Annotated in this window: 10 protein-coding genes and 2 tRNA genes; 6 read left to right on the forward strand and 6 right to left on the reverse strand. The window is 62.1% G+C overall.

From position 1 onward, the window contains the following. Window positions 1–38 precede the first annotated feature (38 nt). The 3 genes from O1Y97_RS18265 to O1Y97_RS18275 all read right to left on the reverse strand — a co-directional run bounded on the left by O1Y97_RS18265 (window position 39) and on the right by O1Y97_RS18275 (window position 3753). Window positions 39–953, reverse strand: a complete 915-nt coding sequence (locus O1Y97_RS18265; RefSeq protein ID WP_318761928.1) for a hypothetical protein — start codon at window positions 951–953, stop codon at window positions 39–41. A gap of 221 nt (window positions 954–1174) precedes the next feature. After that, complete coding sequence (locus tag O1Y97_RS18270) at window positions 1175–2533, reverse strand: esterase-like activity of phytase family protein (RefSeq protein WP_318761929.1); 1359 nt, start codon at window positions 2531–2533, stop codon at window positions 1175–1177. Window positions 2534–2628: 95 nt separating this feature from the next. Then, the gene (locus tag O1Y97_RS18275) at window positions 2629–3753 is read right to left on the reverse strand and encodes an anhydro-N-acetylmuramic acid kinase (RefSeq protein ID WP_318761930.1); all 1125 of its coding nucleotides are present in this window, start codon (window positions 3751–3753) and stop codon (window positions 2629–2631) included. A 105-nt stretch (window positions 3754–3858) separates the two neighbouring features. Here O1Y97_RS18275 and tyrS point away from each other — a divergent pair, with 105 nt between their 5' ends. Next, window positions 3859–5112 carry a tyrosine--tRNA ligase gene (gene tyrS, locus O1Y97_RS18280; RefSeq protein ID WP_183261749.1) on the forward strand — a complete coding sequence of 418 codons (1254 nt, stop codon included), beginning with the start codon at window positions 3859–3861 and terminating at the stop codon, window positions 5110–5112. 76 nt (window positions 5113–5188) lie between these two features. On the opposite strand, the gene O1Y97_RS18285 is transcribed toward tyrS, so the two are convergent. Then, a complete protein-coding gene (locus tag O1Y97_RS18285) occupies window positions 5189–8593 on the reverse strand; it encodes a YhdP family protein (RefSeq protein ID WP_404801288.1) in 3405 nt (1134 codons plus the stop codon). Window positions 8594–8695: 102 nt separating this feature from the next. Here O1Y97_RS18285 and O1Y97_RS18290 point away from each other — a divergent pair, with 102 nt between their 5' ends. Beyond that, entirely contained in the window at window positions 8696–9163 is a 468-nt protein-coding gene (locus O1Y97_RS18290) for a peroxiredoxin (protein ID WP_318761932.1), read from the forward strand. A 388-nt stretch (window positions 9164–9551) separates the two neighbouring features. After that, on the forward strand, window positions 9552–10820 hold the full coding sequence (locus O1Y97_RS18295; protein ID WP_318761933.1) for a M23 family metallopeptidase: 1269 nt from the start codon (window positions 9552–9554) through the stop codon (window positions 10818–10820). A gap of 297 nt (window positions 10821–11117) precedes the next feature. Here O1Y97_RS18295 and O1Y97_RS18300 read toward each other — a convergent pair. Continuing rightward, window positions 11118–11194: transfer RNA gene (locus O1Y97_RS18300), tRNA-Asp, on the reverse strand. 212 nt (window positions 11195–11406) lie between these two features. Between O1Y97_RS18300 and O1Y97_RS18305 the strand changes: the two genes are divergently transcribed. Continuing rightward, window positions 11407–11482: transfer RNA gene (locus O1Y97_RS18305), tRNA-Val, on the forward strand. A 328-nt stretch (window positions 11483–11810) separates the two neighbouring features. Here the strand turns inward: O1Y97_RS18305 and O1Y97_RS18310 are convergent. Then, the gene (locus tag O1Y97_RS18310; protein ID WP_108608433.1) at window positions 11811–12170 is read right to left on the reverse strand and encodes a 6-pyruvoyl trahydropterin synthase family protein; all 360 of its coding nucleotides are present in this window, start codon (window positions 12168–12170) and stop codon (window positions 11811–11813) included. 198 nt (window positions 12171–12368) lie between these two features. Between O1Y97_RS18310 and O1Y97_RS18315 the strand changes: the two genes are divergently transcribed. Then, window positions 12369–12899, forward strand: a complete 531-nt coding sequence (locus tag O1Y97_RS18315; protein ID WP_108608434.1) for a molybdopterin-dependent oxidoreductase — start codon at window positions 12369–12371, stop codon at window positions 12897–12899. A 12-nt stretch (window positions 12900–12911) separates the two neighbouring features. Then, the gene (locus O1Y97_RS18320) at window positions 12912–15329 is read left to right on the forward strand and encodes a putative bifunctional diguanylate cyclase/phosphodiesterase (RefSeq protein WP_318761934.1); all 2418 of its coding nucleotides are present in this window, start codon (window positions 12912–12914) and stop codon (window positions 15327–15329) included. Window positions 15330–15426: the final 97 nt, after the last annotated feature.

Raw genomic sequence — 15426 nt, forward strand, 5'->3', positions numbered from 1 at the left:
CCCGGCGTCCGTTCGTCAGAGGCGCCAGAAGGCGCCAGTCAGGCCATGGCCGGAACCTGTGCCATCCGCTTCTTTTCATAAGTCTTGTACGCCAACACCAATGAGAAGAAGAACACGGATACGATTGCCGCGCCGAAGGGCAGTTGCGGGACGAATTCCGCCGGAAAGACAAATGGCAGGAACGGGAAGGCGTAGGCTGCAGGGATGCGCGCGTTGAAGAGATGCAGCAAGCCGTAGATCAGCGCCAGATCGATGGTGGCGACCACAAACCAGTTTTGAAGCGCCAGAAACAGCACCGTGCCGATCAATGCAGACAGTGTGAGCACAGCCACCTGCTTGAGCGCCATCTTGCGCATATACATCGGCATCTGCAGGGACTCGTAGACCACAACGGTGATCGGCGGAATGATGGCCATGTGCGGATAGCCGGCCAGAACGGTGATGGCGATCCACACCAGATGCATCGCCAGATAGACCAGCATGTATTGGTATTTCACCGGCGCTTCGCGGGGCACACCGCGATTGAGCTTGAACAGCATGACGCCCAGCATCAATGCGAAGGTGGTGACGAAGATGGCGATCAGGAAGGAGTAGTGCGTGGCGTTGGTGACGACAGGCAGGAACCCGGTCGCAAGTGCCGGCGCCAGATTGGTGCGGATGGCCCGCATGGCAACCAGCATCAGGCACAACACCAGCAGGATCTTCACGACGAAGGACTGATCCAGCAGGTTGACTGCAAATCCGATGGTTGCAGTGACGGACGGCACGATGAAGATCTTTTCGGGCTGCCTCAGCCACCCCTTCTCGCGCCAGGCCCAGAGCGCCACCGCCATTGCGGCGATTTCCGGCAGCACGATTTCGGAATCGCCGAAAAAGACAGCAGTAAGCACCATCAGCAGTATGAAACCGAACGCGGCGGCATAGGCGGCCAGCGGCTTGTTATTGTCAGTCATGGGCATGCTTCAGTCACTTCCAGCGCGTTGGTGATCTGCTCGCCTTCGCAAGCCAGATTGGCGCTATACGACCAGCACGCCCTGGAAGGTCAAAGGCGCGTTTTGTCGCTGCCCGCATAAATGTTTTCACCGCATTGAAGAAAGGCTCCGGCCAAGCCGAAACCTTTCTCCTTGCCTCGATCGCGGACGGCCGGCGGCCGCCCTTCATTTCTATAGGCGCCTTACTTGGCCTTCAGGAACTCGCCGACCTCGAGCAGCACGAACTCGTTGTCGTCGGCCTTGTCCAACGAACGGCCGGCCGAGAACGGCAGGTTGTTGTCGTCGCCGACGACGATGTGGGTGTCATCGACCAGGTCGACGTTTTCGATGGTGTTGAAAGGCATGTCGTAGAAACCCTCGCCGCCGCCCTGACGCTTCTTGTTGTCGGGATCGGCGATGTTCATCAGGTCGATATAGCCGATCTTGCGCACCGCGCCGCCGACATTGGCGTCCGACATCTCGATCTTGTAGATGCGCTTGAACAAAGCCGGATTGGCGAAGCAGTCCGGTTGCGGGTTCTTGGCGTCAGTGCAAGCCTTGGCGGCTGTGCCGGCACCCTGGTCGCGCTCGATGACGAGAGCGGTGGTGGCGTCGATCATGTTGAAGTCGCCAATGGCATCGCCGCCGGCGGAGAGCGGGTAGAGCCAGCTGCGGCCGGTCCATTCCTTCTTGGCAACGTCGAATTCGATGACGCGAAGCGCGCGGTTGCCTTCCGCCTGCTCCATGGTGCCGTCGTCCTTGAGCAGCGCACCTTCCAGCAGGCCGTAGAGCTTGGAGCCGTCCTTCGACTGGGCAAGGCCCTCATAGCCGCCCGAGCGCTTGAGATTGAAGGCCGGCATCGGCAGCGTCGGGTTGGCCTGGACGGTCAGCGTCGGATGATCGGGCGACTTCACCGGCTTGCCATCGACCACGGTGCCGACGACGTCGGTCAGCTTGCCGTCGAGATCGAACTTGAGCAGGTAGGGGCCGAACTCCTCGCCGACCCAGAAGCCGTCGGCAACCGGCTGGATCGACTCGACGTCGAAGTCGCCGCCGGTGAGGAAGCGCGTGTCGGAGCCTTCGAGCACGATCGGGAACGGCGCCTTGCGGTCGGGATCGGTGAGGAACAGCGTCTTGATGCGGTTCATCGTGCCCTTGTCCCAGTCGAACGAGATGTGGTGCAGCATAAGCGCCGCGTCGGTCGAGTTGAGCTTGTTGCCGAAGCCATTGTCCGACAGCGACCAGAACGTGCCGTCGCCGACCGCCTTGATGCCCGAGAAGCCCTGGACGGGCTGGCCGTCGAAGGGCAGCGATAGCCCGGTCAGGCGGACGCCATCCTTGCCGGGAACGGTGCCCAGGCCTTCGGCGCGCTGGCGGTCAGGGGTCGTGAACTTGCCCGAGGTGCGCAGGTGCTCGGGTGCATTTTCGGGTGCGGCGATGATGGTGTTGGCTGGCAGGATCGCGTGACCGGCGAGCGTCGCCTTGAATTCCGTCTCATCCGCGAAGGCGGAAGCTGTGGAGAGCGCGAGAACGGCCGCAGCAAGATAGAGAGAGCGTCGCATGGTGGACCCCGATTGGTTGAAGGAACGCCCTCCAGCTAGGTCCGTGCCATGTCGGGCGGGTGACGCCCCGATGAAACTTTGATGAAGTCTCCCGATCAGGGCTCGGCGCGCTGGCCGCCGGTCACAGGCTCGCGACATCCGGTCGTCGTCGGGAAGGTCAGCGGCTGGCCGAGCGCCGACCTGACCGCAAGATAGGCCCAGGCCTCGGCCTCGGTGGCGTCGCCATTGAGACCGGCGTCCTCGGCGACGATGACTTCCGCCCCCGCCTTTTCCGCGCCTGCCCTGAGATCGCCGACGATGTGCGGGTTCTTGCGGCCGCCGCCACAGACGATCCAGAGTTTTGGCGGCGCGGGCAAATGCGCGACAGATTTCAGGATCGCCTCGGCCGAGACATGAGCCAGCGTGCGGGCGCCGTCGGACAGTTCGAGGCCTTCGGCGAGAGCAAGCGTGAAATCGTTGCGGTCGAGGGATTTGGGCCCGGATTTTCCAAAGAACGGGTTGTCGAGATAGCGCGTGGCCACCTCGGTCACCACGCCGCCCTCGCTGGCAATTGTGCCGCCGGCATCGTAGGGAACGCCGCCCTCACGGCTGACCCACTGGTCGATCAGCGTGTTGCCGGGGCCGGTGTCGAAGGCGACCGGGGCGCCTGCTTCCGGTACGTAGGTGATGTTGGAGATGCCGCCGACATTGACGAACACAGCGGGTTTCATCGCGCCATAGGGTTCGGACAGCGAGCGGGCGAGTGCGGCGTGGTAGGCAGGCACCAGCGGCGCCCCCTGCCCGCCATGGGTCATGTCGTTGGCGCGCATGTCATAGACGACGGGGATGCCGGTCTCGCGGGCAAGCAATGCGCCATCGCCAAGCTGGACGGTCACGCCGAGATGTGGGCGGTGCAGCACCGTCTGGCCGTGGAAGCCGATCAGATCGGGCTTTTGCCACTCGGCCGGCAGGGAAAGCAGGAAGTCTGAGACCGCTCGTGCGTGGCGCAGCGTGATCTCGCGCTCCAGCTCGGCAAGATCGTCGGGGCGGTCCTCGCGGCGGACGATCGCCTTTGCTGTTTCCAGCGAGGCCTCGATGCGACGGCGAAACGCGGCATCATAGGCCACCGCCATCGACGGGCCGAATTCGAGGACATTGGCGCCGTCGCTGCGCAGGATGGCGATGTCGATGCCATCCATCGAGGTGCCGCTCATTAGTCCGATGGCTGTCAGAAGCGCCATGAAGTCCGCCGTCCTTGTGATTCCAAGGCTTCAGATGCTAAAGCCCCAGCTTCGCCGATCCAATGCCGGATCGTCCGATCCAATCGTCCGCCAAGAGAAAGAACCATGTCCGGCTTCAAATCCGATTTCCTGCGCACCCTTTCCGAGCGCGGCTTCATCCACCAGACCTCCGATGACGCCGGCCTCGACGACCTCTTTTGCAAGGAAACCGTGTCGGCCTATATCGGCTTCGATCCGACCGCATCGAGCCTGCATGCCGGCGGCCTGATCCAGATCATGATGCTGTACTGGATGCAGAAAACCGGCCATCGCCCCGTCCCTCTGATGGGCGGCGGCACCGGCATGGTCGGCGACCCGTCCTTCAAGGACGAGGCACGCAAGCTGATGACGCCAGAAATGATCCAGTCGAACATCGACGGCATCAAGCAGGTGTTTTCCAACTACCTGACCTTCGGCGACGGCCCGCGCGATGCGATGATGGTCAACAATGCCGAGTGGCTGTTACCGCTCAACTACCTCGAATTCCTGCGCGACGTCGGCCAGCATTTCTCGGTCAACCGGATGCTGAGCTTCGATTCCGTCAAGCAGCGCCTCGACCGCGAGCAGTCGCTGTCGTTCCTCGAATTCAACTACATGATCCTGCAGGCCTACGACTTCGTCGAGCTCAACAAGCGCTACGGCCTGCGCCTGCAGATGGGCGGCTCCGACCAGTGGGGCAACATCGTCAACGGCATCGACCTCGGCCACCGCCTGGGCACGCCGCAGCTCTACGCGCTGACCTCACCGTTGCTGACGACTTCTTCCGGCGCCAAGATGGGCAAGTCGATGAACGGTGCGGTGTGGCTCAACGCCGACATGCTGAGCCCGTATGATTTCTGGCAGTACTGGCGCAACACCGAGGACGCCGATGTCGAGCGCTTCCTGAAGCTCTACACGGCGATGCCGCTCGACGAGATCGCACGGCTCGCTGCCCTCGGCGGTTCCGAGATCAACGACGCCAAGAAGGTGCTGGCGACCGAAGTGACGGCGATGCTGCATGGCCGCGCCGCCGCTGAGCAATCGGCTGAAACGGCGCGGAAAACCTTCGAGGAAGGCGCACTGGCCGAGACGCTGCCGTCGGTGGACGTTGCCGGTGACGAACTGAAGGCCGGCATCGGCCTGCTTGCGCTCGTCGTGCGCGCCGGGCTTGCCACCTCGAACGGCGAAGCGCGCCGACACGTCCAGGGCGGTGCCGTCAGGATCAACGACCAGGCGATCAATGACGAACGCCGCGCCGTTACCACGGCAGACCTGACGCCGGAAGGCGTGGTCAAGCTGTCGCTCGGCAAGAAGAAGCATATCCTGGTGCGCCCGGCCTGATCGGGCCGCCCCGCTAGGATACAAAATGGCCGGCATTGCCGGCCATTTTCGTTTGTGGGATTGAAATGCCCGCGGCTCAGTACTCGAAAATAGCGCGGAAGATGCCGGGCGCGATCACCGACAATGGATTGACGTGCAGCTTGGGCGCATTGGCGTCGCCCGACAATTTGTAGGTCACGCCGATCAAACCGCGGTCGCGGCCATTGCCCAGGATGACGCCGACCAGCGGCAGCTCGCCGAACAGGCGGTTGAGGCCGTAGGCCGGCATGAAGGTGCCGGTCATGTTCATTTGCCCCTGCTGGTCATAGAGCACGCCCTGGAAGGTGGTGCCGATCAGCGGCCCGCGCAGCACGCCATTCTCCAGCGCCAGATATTTCTCGCGCTTGTCGATCTGGGCGAAGCCGCGCTCGAACTTGACGCGCGAGGTATCGATGTCCTTGCGCACCGCCTGGTTGAGGCTGCGATTGTCGCCGACAGGCTTGCTGGAAACGATGGAGGCGAGACGCGGTTCGTCGACGACCCAGAACTCGCGCACGTCGACCTGGCCCTTGAGCGGGCCATCGCCGGCCGATTCAAGCGCCAGTGCTAGGCTGCCGCCTTGCATGCGCGGATAGACATCGAGGAAGCGCAGGATGGCACCGGCATCGGCCGAGCGGACATCGAGCCGCCTGCCCTCGCCCTGCAGGACGTTGCTGACGGTTATCAGTCCGCCCGAGTTCGCCGTCGCATTGACCTTGAGCCCACCGACCTTCGACCCTAAACCGGAATATTCGAGCGTGACGTTGGAAAGCTTCTCGCCGCTGAAACCGACAAGCGTCCCGACATTCGCGGTGACCGACACGGCACCCGTCCCCGCCGATTTGGTAGCAGTGTCGACGTCGGACATGAACTGCTTGATCAGCGCCCGGGCGTCGAGCGAATTGCCCTTCACCTGAACCGCAAAACCCTTGCCGGATCGCTTGATGTTGACGTCGACGTCGTCGCCGCGGTTGAGCTGCACCTGGCCGAAGCGCGCGCTGGTCAGGCTGCCCTTGGCGAGCGAGACATCGCCGCTGATGTTGAAGGTCTTTCCCGTCAAACGGAAGTCGGACAGCGTCGAGCGCTCGCCGTCGACATCCATCGTGAACGAGACCTTGGCTGGAATGCCCGGCCCCTTGCTCCAGCCGACCCAGGGGAGATCGAGCCGCGCAGCGGTGAGGTCGGCATCGATGTTACGCCTGCCCTGTTCCAGTTGTTCGACGTCTACCTTGATGGTGCCCGAAAGCATGTCCGACAGGCCGGGAACGAGGGCATTGCGTGCCTTGTCGTCGAGCACGAACTGGACGTTGCGCTCCTTGGCGATATCCTTGTCGCGCAGGGGCTCGACGAGGTTCAGTTCTGCAGGAACGCCATTGAGCTTGCCGTTGGCGGCGATGACCGCCTTGTCTGGCGTGACAGTGATCGTGCCTTTCGCGTCCGACAGTTTCTGCCCGTCGAGCGGCTTGGCGACAGACAGGCCATCATAATTCAACGCCACGGTCCAATCGAGGGTGTCCGTATCGATGCCGCGGGTCAGCGGGATGTCGGCCTTGACGTTGCCGATGACGTCGCCCGTCAATTCCTCCGGCAGGATGCCGACATGACGCATGGCGTTGATCGGCTCGTAAGAGGCAAGTTCGGCAACGGCGTCCGCGCTGCCGGTGACATCGATGTCGAGCGCGCCGATCACCGGCATGACGTTGGCCTTGGCGACCTTCAGCTTGCCGTTGCTCGCCGCCACGGTGCGGCCGCTGGGCATGAACACCGTGCCGGACGACAGCGCGACATCAACGTCGTTGCCATGAAACTCGACGATGCCCCTGGCGTCGCGGATGGGCGGAATGAGGCCAGCGGTATCGAAACGCGCACCGTCGATCTCGAAGCGGCCGAATACTTCCTGCGCAGTGAGAGGTACGCCGTTGCCGAGGCGGTCGGGCTTGACGTCGAACTGCACGTTGCCGTCGACCACACGCCCGCCGAACAGGTTCTGGAGCACCCAAAGCCGGGCGTTACGTGCCGAGAACCACGGCCAAAGCTGCTTCACATGCGCAACCGACATGTCGTGGACATTGAATGCCAGGAAGATCCCCGGCGCCTTGCCCTCGGCGAACTGGACCGAAGCCTTGCCGAGCGCTTCACCGCCAGGGCCGGACTTGACGCCGATCTGCTCGGCAGCCAGCGTCCTGGTCACGATGTCATAGGTGCCGGCAACGCGGGCTAGAAAAGTCAAAGCCGGTTCCGGGGATTCCCCAGGCGCCAGGCGCGATTCGCGGCTCATCAGCTCAAAGCGATAGGCAGGGTTGTCGCCGGCGACACCCGTGGCCGGCCGAGGGCCCAAGCCGCCGCTGAAATCGAACGTCGAACGGCCGGTGGTGACGAGCAATCGGCGGATATCGAGCTTCTCCAGACCGTCGGCCAGGCGCAGGTCGATGGCAATGTCGCCGACAAGCTGGCCGCGCTGTTCGAGATCGAGCGTCGACTGACCGATCGAGCCTTTGGCGATCAGTTCGGAACCTTCGCCGTTTGTTCCCTCGCGGCCGGTGATGACGAGGTCGGCAGAACCGATCCGGCTGGCCTTGGCGGCAGGTATGTCGGTCTTTCCCGCATAGGGATCGCTCATCGATACGGTGGCATCCAGCACAGCGATGCGATCGGTGCCGGCGGCGCGGGCGGCCGAGGCCGAAAGCGCGACACCGCGACCGTCGACGTCGAAATTGGCACCGATTCTCAGTTCGCCGGTTCGCGTCTTGGCCAGCGAGGCATCGACGACGCGAACGACATTGACCTCGCCACCCGACGGCAGCACGAAATCGACATTGGCCAGCGCGATCTCGCGCATCGCGTCGTATTGAACCGCCTCGAAGCCGCGGTGAACGCCCCGGAACGTCTCGTTCAGCAGTTTCTGTGGATCGATCAGCCCGTCCGGATTGCGCAGCACGGCGCTCCAGTCGGTACCGCCGCCCTCCGGCATGGCGTCGACGACGATACGGGCCTCGGAAATCTTGGCGCCACCGAGGCGCACGTCGCCCGACAGCAACGGCAAGAGCCGGATGCCAAATCGCATCATACCGGCTTCAGCCATGGCCTTGCCGTCGGCTCGCTTCAGCCGAACATGGGGAACCTCGACGGCAATCAGCCTGAGCCCGTCGAGCGCCAGCCGTACCTGGCCCATCGAAACGTCGACATCGACACCGGCCAGGCCTTCGATCGCCCGTTCCGCCTCGGCCCGCATCCGGTCCTGGCCGACGCCGGAATAGCTGAGGGCTTCAATCGCGATGATGACGAGCAGGACCAGCGAACCAAGCACGGCGACGGCGGCAAGCACGCAATGGCCGGCGCGACGCCGCAACGAAGGGCGCTCGCGGACCAGCTCCTGGCCGGCAGCCGAAGGCATTGCGCCGAGATCGGTAATCTCGTCGCGCCTGAACCGGATTTTCTCGTGCCGGGGCACTTCCTGAACCACGCGATGTCCCGTAGTCGTTTCGGTCGTGGACGAATCCAAGTCCGGCATTATTAACCTGACATCCTTGCGAGCTCACTCGTAACTTCAAACAAGGGTATCGATATGTCTGATCTCGAGACCGGCCAAACCGCCCCGCAATTTGCTCTGCCGCGCGACGGTGGCGGTATTCTGACGCTTTCCGACTTTGCCGGCAAACCGGTTGTCCTCTATTTCTATCCCAAGGACGATACGAGCGGCTGCACGGCGCAGGCGATCGATTTCACCCAGCTCAAGCCGCAGTTCGAGAAGGCTGGAGCGGTGGTCATCGGCATGTCGCCCGACAGCGCCAAGAAACACGACAAATTCAAGGCCAAGTATGAAATTGGCATCGGCCTTGTCGCCGACGAAGAGCGAAAGGCGCTCGAGGCCTATGGCGTGTGGACCGAAAAGAGCATGTATGGCCGCAAATATATGGGTGTCGAACGTTCGACCTTCCTGATCGGCGCCGACGGCAAGATCGCGCGCATCTGGCGCAAGGTGAAGGTGCCGGGCCATGCCGCAGAGGTTCTCGAGGCTGTGAAGGCGCTGTAGCGAAAATCGCCGGCTGCGGAACCGATCCCTTCTCCCTGCGTTGCAGACAGGACGTAATCGACGGGAGAAACAAGATGTTCCGCAGCATCATTCTTTGGATGATCGGTATTCCGATCCCAATCATCATCCTGCTTTGGCTCTTCCTACGCTGAAGTAAGTGATTCTCAGGCGCCAATGTTTTGCAAGCCTTTAGAAAGCCAGCATCACGGCATCTGAACCAACCTCCTGTATTTTCAAATCTGACAATAAGCCCGCCCTGCTCATGCAGGCGGGCTTTCGTTTTCTTGAGCCGAAAACCCGGCTGGCCCGGCATCAGGCGCGCAAAGCTTTGTTAACCCTAATAATGTGTAATCGGATGGTCGCTGTCTCGTTATGAGAGTTCGGTCCGGTGAAACCAGAAAATCAGGCGGCCGTTTTCGGCAGGCGCAAAGAACCCCACACGGTCATCATCGCGCGCGGCAACGAGATCCGGCATTTTACCGTGCGCCCATGGGTCGCTGCCGCCGCAGGCTCGGCTTTGGCCGCTGTCGCGATCGGCTACCTCCTTGCGACCTCCTATCTTGTGCTGCGCGACGACCTCATCGGCGCCGCCACGGCCCGCCAGGCGCGCATGCAGCACGCCTATGAAGACAGGATCTCGGCGCTCCGCGCCCAGGTCGACCGCATCACCAGCCGGCAGTTGCTCGACCAGCAACTGATGGAGACGAAGGTCAGCGAGTTGCTGGCGCGGCAGTCGCAGCTCAGCGAACGAAACGGGCGCCTGGGGCCAGTCCTGGAACGGGCCACGGCAGTGGCGGAGCCAGCAGCGCCGGCCAAGACACCGGACGAACGCGCCAGCCTGACCGGCAAGGCGATCGAAGCAGCCGGCGCGGTGACCCTTGCCGCCAGCAGCGACGCGATGCGTCCCTTCTCTTTCTGGTCGACCAGATCGATCACACCCGACAGCGAAAGCCGCGCCGACCGCGCAGACAAGCTGTTTGTCGCCATCAACAAGTCGCTACGCAGCATCGAGGACGAGCAAGTCGCGCGCATCGGTACGCTGGCAGAAAATGCCTATCAGACGGCCGACGCCATTTCCGAAGCGCTGGAGGGAGCCGGGCTGCCGGTCGATGCCGGTCTTGGACAGTCGGGCGTCGGCGGCCCGCTCGTCGCGCTCGACAATCCGATGGCATTCGACAGCAAGGTCAAGGAACTCGACGAAGCGCTCGATACGCTCGACCGAATCAAGACGCAGGCGCGCAAGCTGCCACTCGCCAACCCTGCCCCCGGCCATTCGATCTCGAGCAGATTCGGCGTCCGCAAGGACCCACTGATCGGCATGCCGGCGCTGCATTCGGGCATGGACTTCCGCGCACCCTTCGGCTCTCCGGCGCGTGCAACGGCCGCCGGCGTCGTTACCAAGGCCGGCTGGAACGGCGGCTATGGCCGCATGGTCGAGATCGACCATGGCGGCGGCTTCGTTACGCGCTATGCACATCTGAGCAAGGTGCTGGTGGCACCCGACCAGAAGGTCGTGGCGGGCGACGAGGTCGGAGAGGTCGGCAGCAGCGGCCGCTCGACCGGGCCGCACCTGCACTACGAAGTACGCCGCGGCGGCGATGCCATCGATCCGCTACGCTTCATCAAGGCGGGCAAGAAGCTCGGCCAGTATCTCTGACGCGAGCGCGCGAATCAGAAGCGATTCTCGAAGCAGGCCAACCGTAGGGACAGCAAAGCTGCATCGTGCACGGCCCGGAGTGGCGGCGCCCTCTCCCGACCAGATCGATGGTTTTTCGCGGCAGTGATTCGCAGTTGAAGCGCGAAAAAGCAGCCGCGCGTCGACTTGCGTACAACATCGACCCAGCACCACCCCAAAAAGCTCGGCCGGGAACGCAACGAATACAAAAATTTGAAACGTGGCTGGGAGATAGACTTGAAACTGGAGCAGCCTACAAGAGCTAAGCCCTTGAAAAACTGGCGCGAGTGACGGGGCTCGAACCCGCGACCTCCGGCGTGACAGGCCGGCACTCTAACCGACTGAGCTACACCCGCGCTCTGGACGTTGCGCTGGGCGCCGCGTCGTTGGCGGTGAATTACGGCGTTCGTTGTTAGGTGTCAAGCGACATCGAAGAGATAATCGACAATCTTCGCCGTCTATTTTTCAAGGCGCCCGAAACCCGGCTTCTGCGCACAGTTGCCTGCCGTTGCGGCATGCATTTCAACTTGCAGATCAACAATGAACCGCTTATTGCTCCGCGCGGTTGGGGCGATTAGCTCAGTTGGTAGAGCGCTTCGTTTACACCGAAGATGTCGGCGGTTCGAGCCCGTCATCGCCCACCACTCCTCCTTTGAAATTATCAGGCGCTTCGGCTCGTTCGGTCCGAATTGCGAAGTTCGCCAAGGTCCAATGGACTTGGATGGACGGCCGGATTATCGGCAAAAACCGCACCTGGCACAATCGGGAGCGGATCGGCTCGCATTCTATGCGGTCACGTCAAGGAAGCATGAACTCAATTTGCAGCCGCTGCTGCAGCAGCGCTGCATCTGGCGCCCACCGCCATACGTCCGCGGGAGATGCGACAGCAGGCCGACCAGAATCGGCCTGCTGGTTGCGCCCTAGCCAGCGCTGCCGTCGCCCGACGGCATTTTCGCGATATACAGGCCGATCCTAGTTCACCAGCCTGCCGCGATAGACGGTGCCTTCGGCCTGGCCGTCCGCGCCGCGCGCGACGGCAACACGATCGAGCTGCGGGAAGTGATCCTCCATCTGCTCCCAGATCCAGCGCGCTATGTTCTCGATCGACGGAACGGAAAGGCCCTCGATGTCGTTGAGATACGTGTGATCGAGAGTTTTGCGAACGATTTCGATTCGCTTCTCTACCTCGTAGAGGTTGGCCGGCCAGCCGAAAACGGGATCGGGAGCGCCAACCAAATGGACGCTGACCCGAAACGAATGACCGTGGAGCCCGGAAAATGGCGGCAATTGATGTGCTGCCTCGAAAGTAAACTCCTTGAACGTCTCAACCATTTGCAGTCGTATCCATCTGAATTCTATTTAAAGCTCGTGCGCAATCTGCCATCGGACGTCCAACGGGTCAAACCGGATAAAGCGCATGCGTCGACTTCCGGGCCGTGGCACATTAGGAAATTCGCATTCTATTAATACGTTGTTCAGCGAGCTCAGGCACCATCTGAAACAGCGCGACAGCACCAGGAGAGCACGCCAATGTACCACGTTCCGTCTTCAATCTTTCGCGCCCTGGCGGTGGCGTCGTCGATAGTGCTGATTGCGCTCTCTGCCGCCAATGCCGAAGAGGGAAAACTCGGGACTCCCAAGGGTACTCCGATCCTGACAATCGAAGGCAAAATTGGTGTCACCAATGCCGACGGTAAGGCGCAGTTCGATCGCGACATGCTCGAGGAGCTTGGCGTCACGTCATTCGAGACGATGACGCCGTGGTTTACCGGCAAGGTAAAATTCGAAGGCGTCCCGCTAGATAAGATCATGAAGCTCGTTGGCGCCGACGGCGACGAGGTCGTCGCGGTAGCGCTCAACGACTACAGCACGACGCTCCCGCTCAAGGATTTCGCGGAACATGGCGTGCTCCTGGCTCTCAAGCGTGACGGTCAGTACATGCCCGTCAGCGACAAAGGCCCGCTCTTCATCGTCTATCCCTACGACAGCGATCCCGCGCTACAGAGCCAACAGTTCTATTCGCGCTCGGTATGGCAGCTTGCCCGTCTGATCGTGCGGTAGGGAACCCATGTCATGGGTTCCTTGTTTGCGCCTGGTTCCCGCCGCGCGTTCGCATTCCACCTGCTCAAGACACTCCTGATCGGAACCATCGCCGCTTTCGCCGTTGCTGCAGCGTATCTGTCGTTCGTGATCTATGAGCGCCAGGCATCGATCGGCAAGATCTCCAGATATGACGTGGCGTGGAGCGCCAGCCAGGGCATGAACGAATATCTGCGGCTGTCGCAGCGCGTCACCGCGCTTGCGGCCTCCGGGAGCGAACCTCTCAAAGCCGAGGTGCAACTTCGATTCGACATCCTGAAGGGCCGGCTCAGCCTGTTCACAAGCGGTCAGTTCCAGACCTTCGTGAGCGAAGCGGCAGAGCGGGAGGAGACGGTCCGCCGGCTGTCCGAGCTCATCGCGGAACTGGACGGGGTGATGAGCCGCATCGGCGAACCTGAAGTCGCCCGATCGGCGGTGCTATCGATGGCACCGCTGGAAACGGACCTCATCGGCCTCGCCTCGGAAGCCAATCAGTACAGCGCCATCCAGATGGCCAAGGTCGACAACGAGTTGCTGCGGCTGCACAGCAATTTCTCCGCCGTTGCGGTTGGTTTCTTCCTTTGCAGCCTGGCCTTTATCGGCTTGCTCGGATGGCACAATCGCCTGCTGACGCATACCTACGATGCGCTGAACACCGTGAACGCAGACCTGCGGCGCACCTCAAAGGATCTGGAGGGTGCGAACGCTGCCGTGCTTGAAGCCAATCATGCCCTGGCAACCCAGAACGGCCTGTTCGACGCGGCCTTGAGCAACATGTCGCATGGGCTTTGCATGTTCGATGCCGACGAACGGCTGATCGTGAGCAATGGCAAGTTCGCCACCATGTACGGGGTCCCGCCGGAAAGCCTGCCGCCCGGGACAACGCCGGAACAGGTCAAGTTGAGCTCGATCAAGGCAGGGACTTCGACGCAGCAGAGCGCCGAGCTCGCCTATTGGAAACAGCAACAGCTGATCGACCACCGCAAGCCCGGCATCCTGCTACAGAAGCTGACCGATGGCCGCATCATCTCCGTGAGCCACCAGCCGATGGAGCGAGGGGGCTGGGTCGCGACCTACGAGGACATCACCGAACGTCACCAGGCGGAAGAACGCATCGCCCATATGGCGCGGCATGACCCGCTGACCGGGCTTCCCAACCGCCTGCTGCTGCGCGAGCGCCTGGAACAAATTCTCATGCAAGGTCATGGCCACCAGAAGGACACTGCGGTCCTTTGCCTCGACCTGGACAATTTCAAGAACGTCAACGATACGCTCGGCCACCCTATCGGCGACGCATTGCTGCGCGAGGTCGCGTCCCGCATTTCAAGCCTCGTGCGCGATGACGACGTGGTGGCCCGACTTGGCGGTGATGAATTCCTCATCGTCCAGCCGGCAGTCGGACGCGACGAGGCGGGACGCGTGGCGCGGCGCCTCATCGAAGCCCTCGAACAGCCGTATCAGCTTGATGGGCATCTGGTGGTCGTCGGCGCCAGCATCGGCATTGCGCTTGAATCGGAAACCAAGACCGGCCCTGACGACCTGGTGAAGAATGCGGATCTTGCGCTCTATCGGGCCAAAAGCGACGGGCGTGGGACCTATCAATTCTACAAGCCGGAGATGGATGACCGGCTGCAGCGTCGCCGCATGCTTGAACTCGACCTGAGAGCTGCCGATTTCGACAAGGAGTTCCAACTCGCCTTCCAGCCGATCATCAATCTTCAAAGCAAGGCAGTCACGACGGTGGAAGCCCTGCTGCGATGGCCCGGCTGCCAGCGTGGCCACGTTTCACCAGACGAATTCATCCCCATCGCCGAAAGCACGGGCCTGATCGTGCAGCTAGGCGCCTGGGTCCTGGAAGGTGCCTGCCGAGAAGCAATGAGCCTGCCGGGCAATGTCAATGTTGCCGTGAATCTGTCGCCGAGCCAGTTCCGAAGAGGCAATATCGTCGAAACCGTTTCCGCCGTGCTGGCGATGACAGGCCTTCCAGCCGAGCGCCTCGAACTCGAGATCACGGAATCCCTCCTGCTCGACGACAGCAAGGAAACCTTGCATGCCCTGAACCGGCTCCATTCGCTGGGTGTCCTGATCTCGCTCGACGATTTCGGAACTGGCTACTCGTCGCTCAGCTATCTCAGGAACTTTCCGGTCGACAAGGTCAAGATCGACCGCTCGTTCATCGCGGAGATCGCCGGCAACAGGGATCACATGGCCATCGTCAGTGCGATCGTGAACCTTGCCCATGCACTGGAAATAACCACGATCGCCGAGGGCGTCGAAACCGAAGAACAGCTCCTGATCGTTCGGGCCACCGGATGCGATGCGGTTCAAGGACACTTCTTCAGTGCACCGAAACCGGCTGCCCAACTCCGGAAATATCTCGAAAAGCCGCACGACAGGCTGACCCTGGCCTAGACGTTGCGCTGCGCCGGCGGTGGATGCTGCGCGTGGGACGGCTTATCGGGTTGCCGGGCACCACCCTCCTGCCTCGATCATGGGGCTTGCTACGGCG

This window comes from Aminobacter niigataensis (assembly GCF_946995915.1).
Classification (GTDB): Bacteria; Pseudomonadota; Alphaproteobacteria; order Rhizobiales; family Rhizobiaceae; genus Aminobacter; species Aminobacter niigataensis.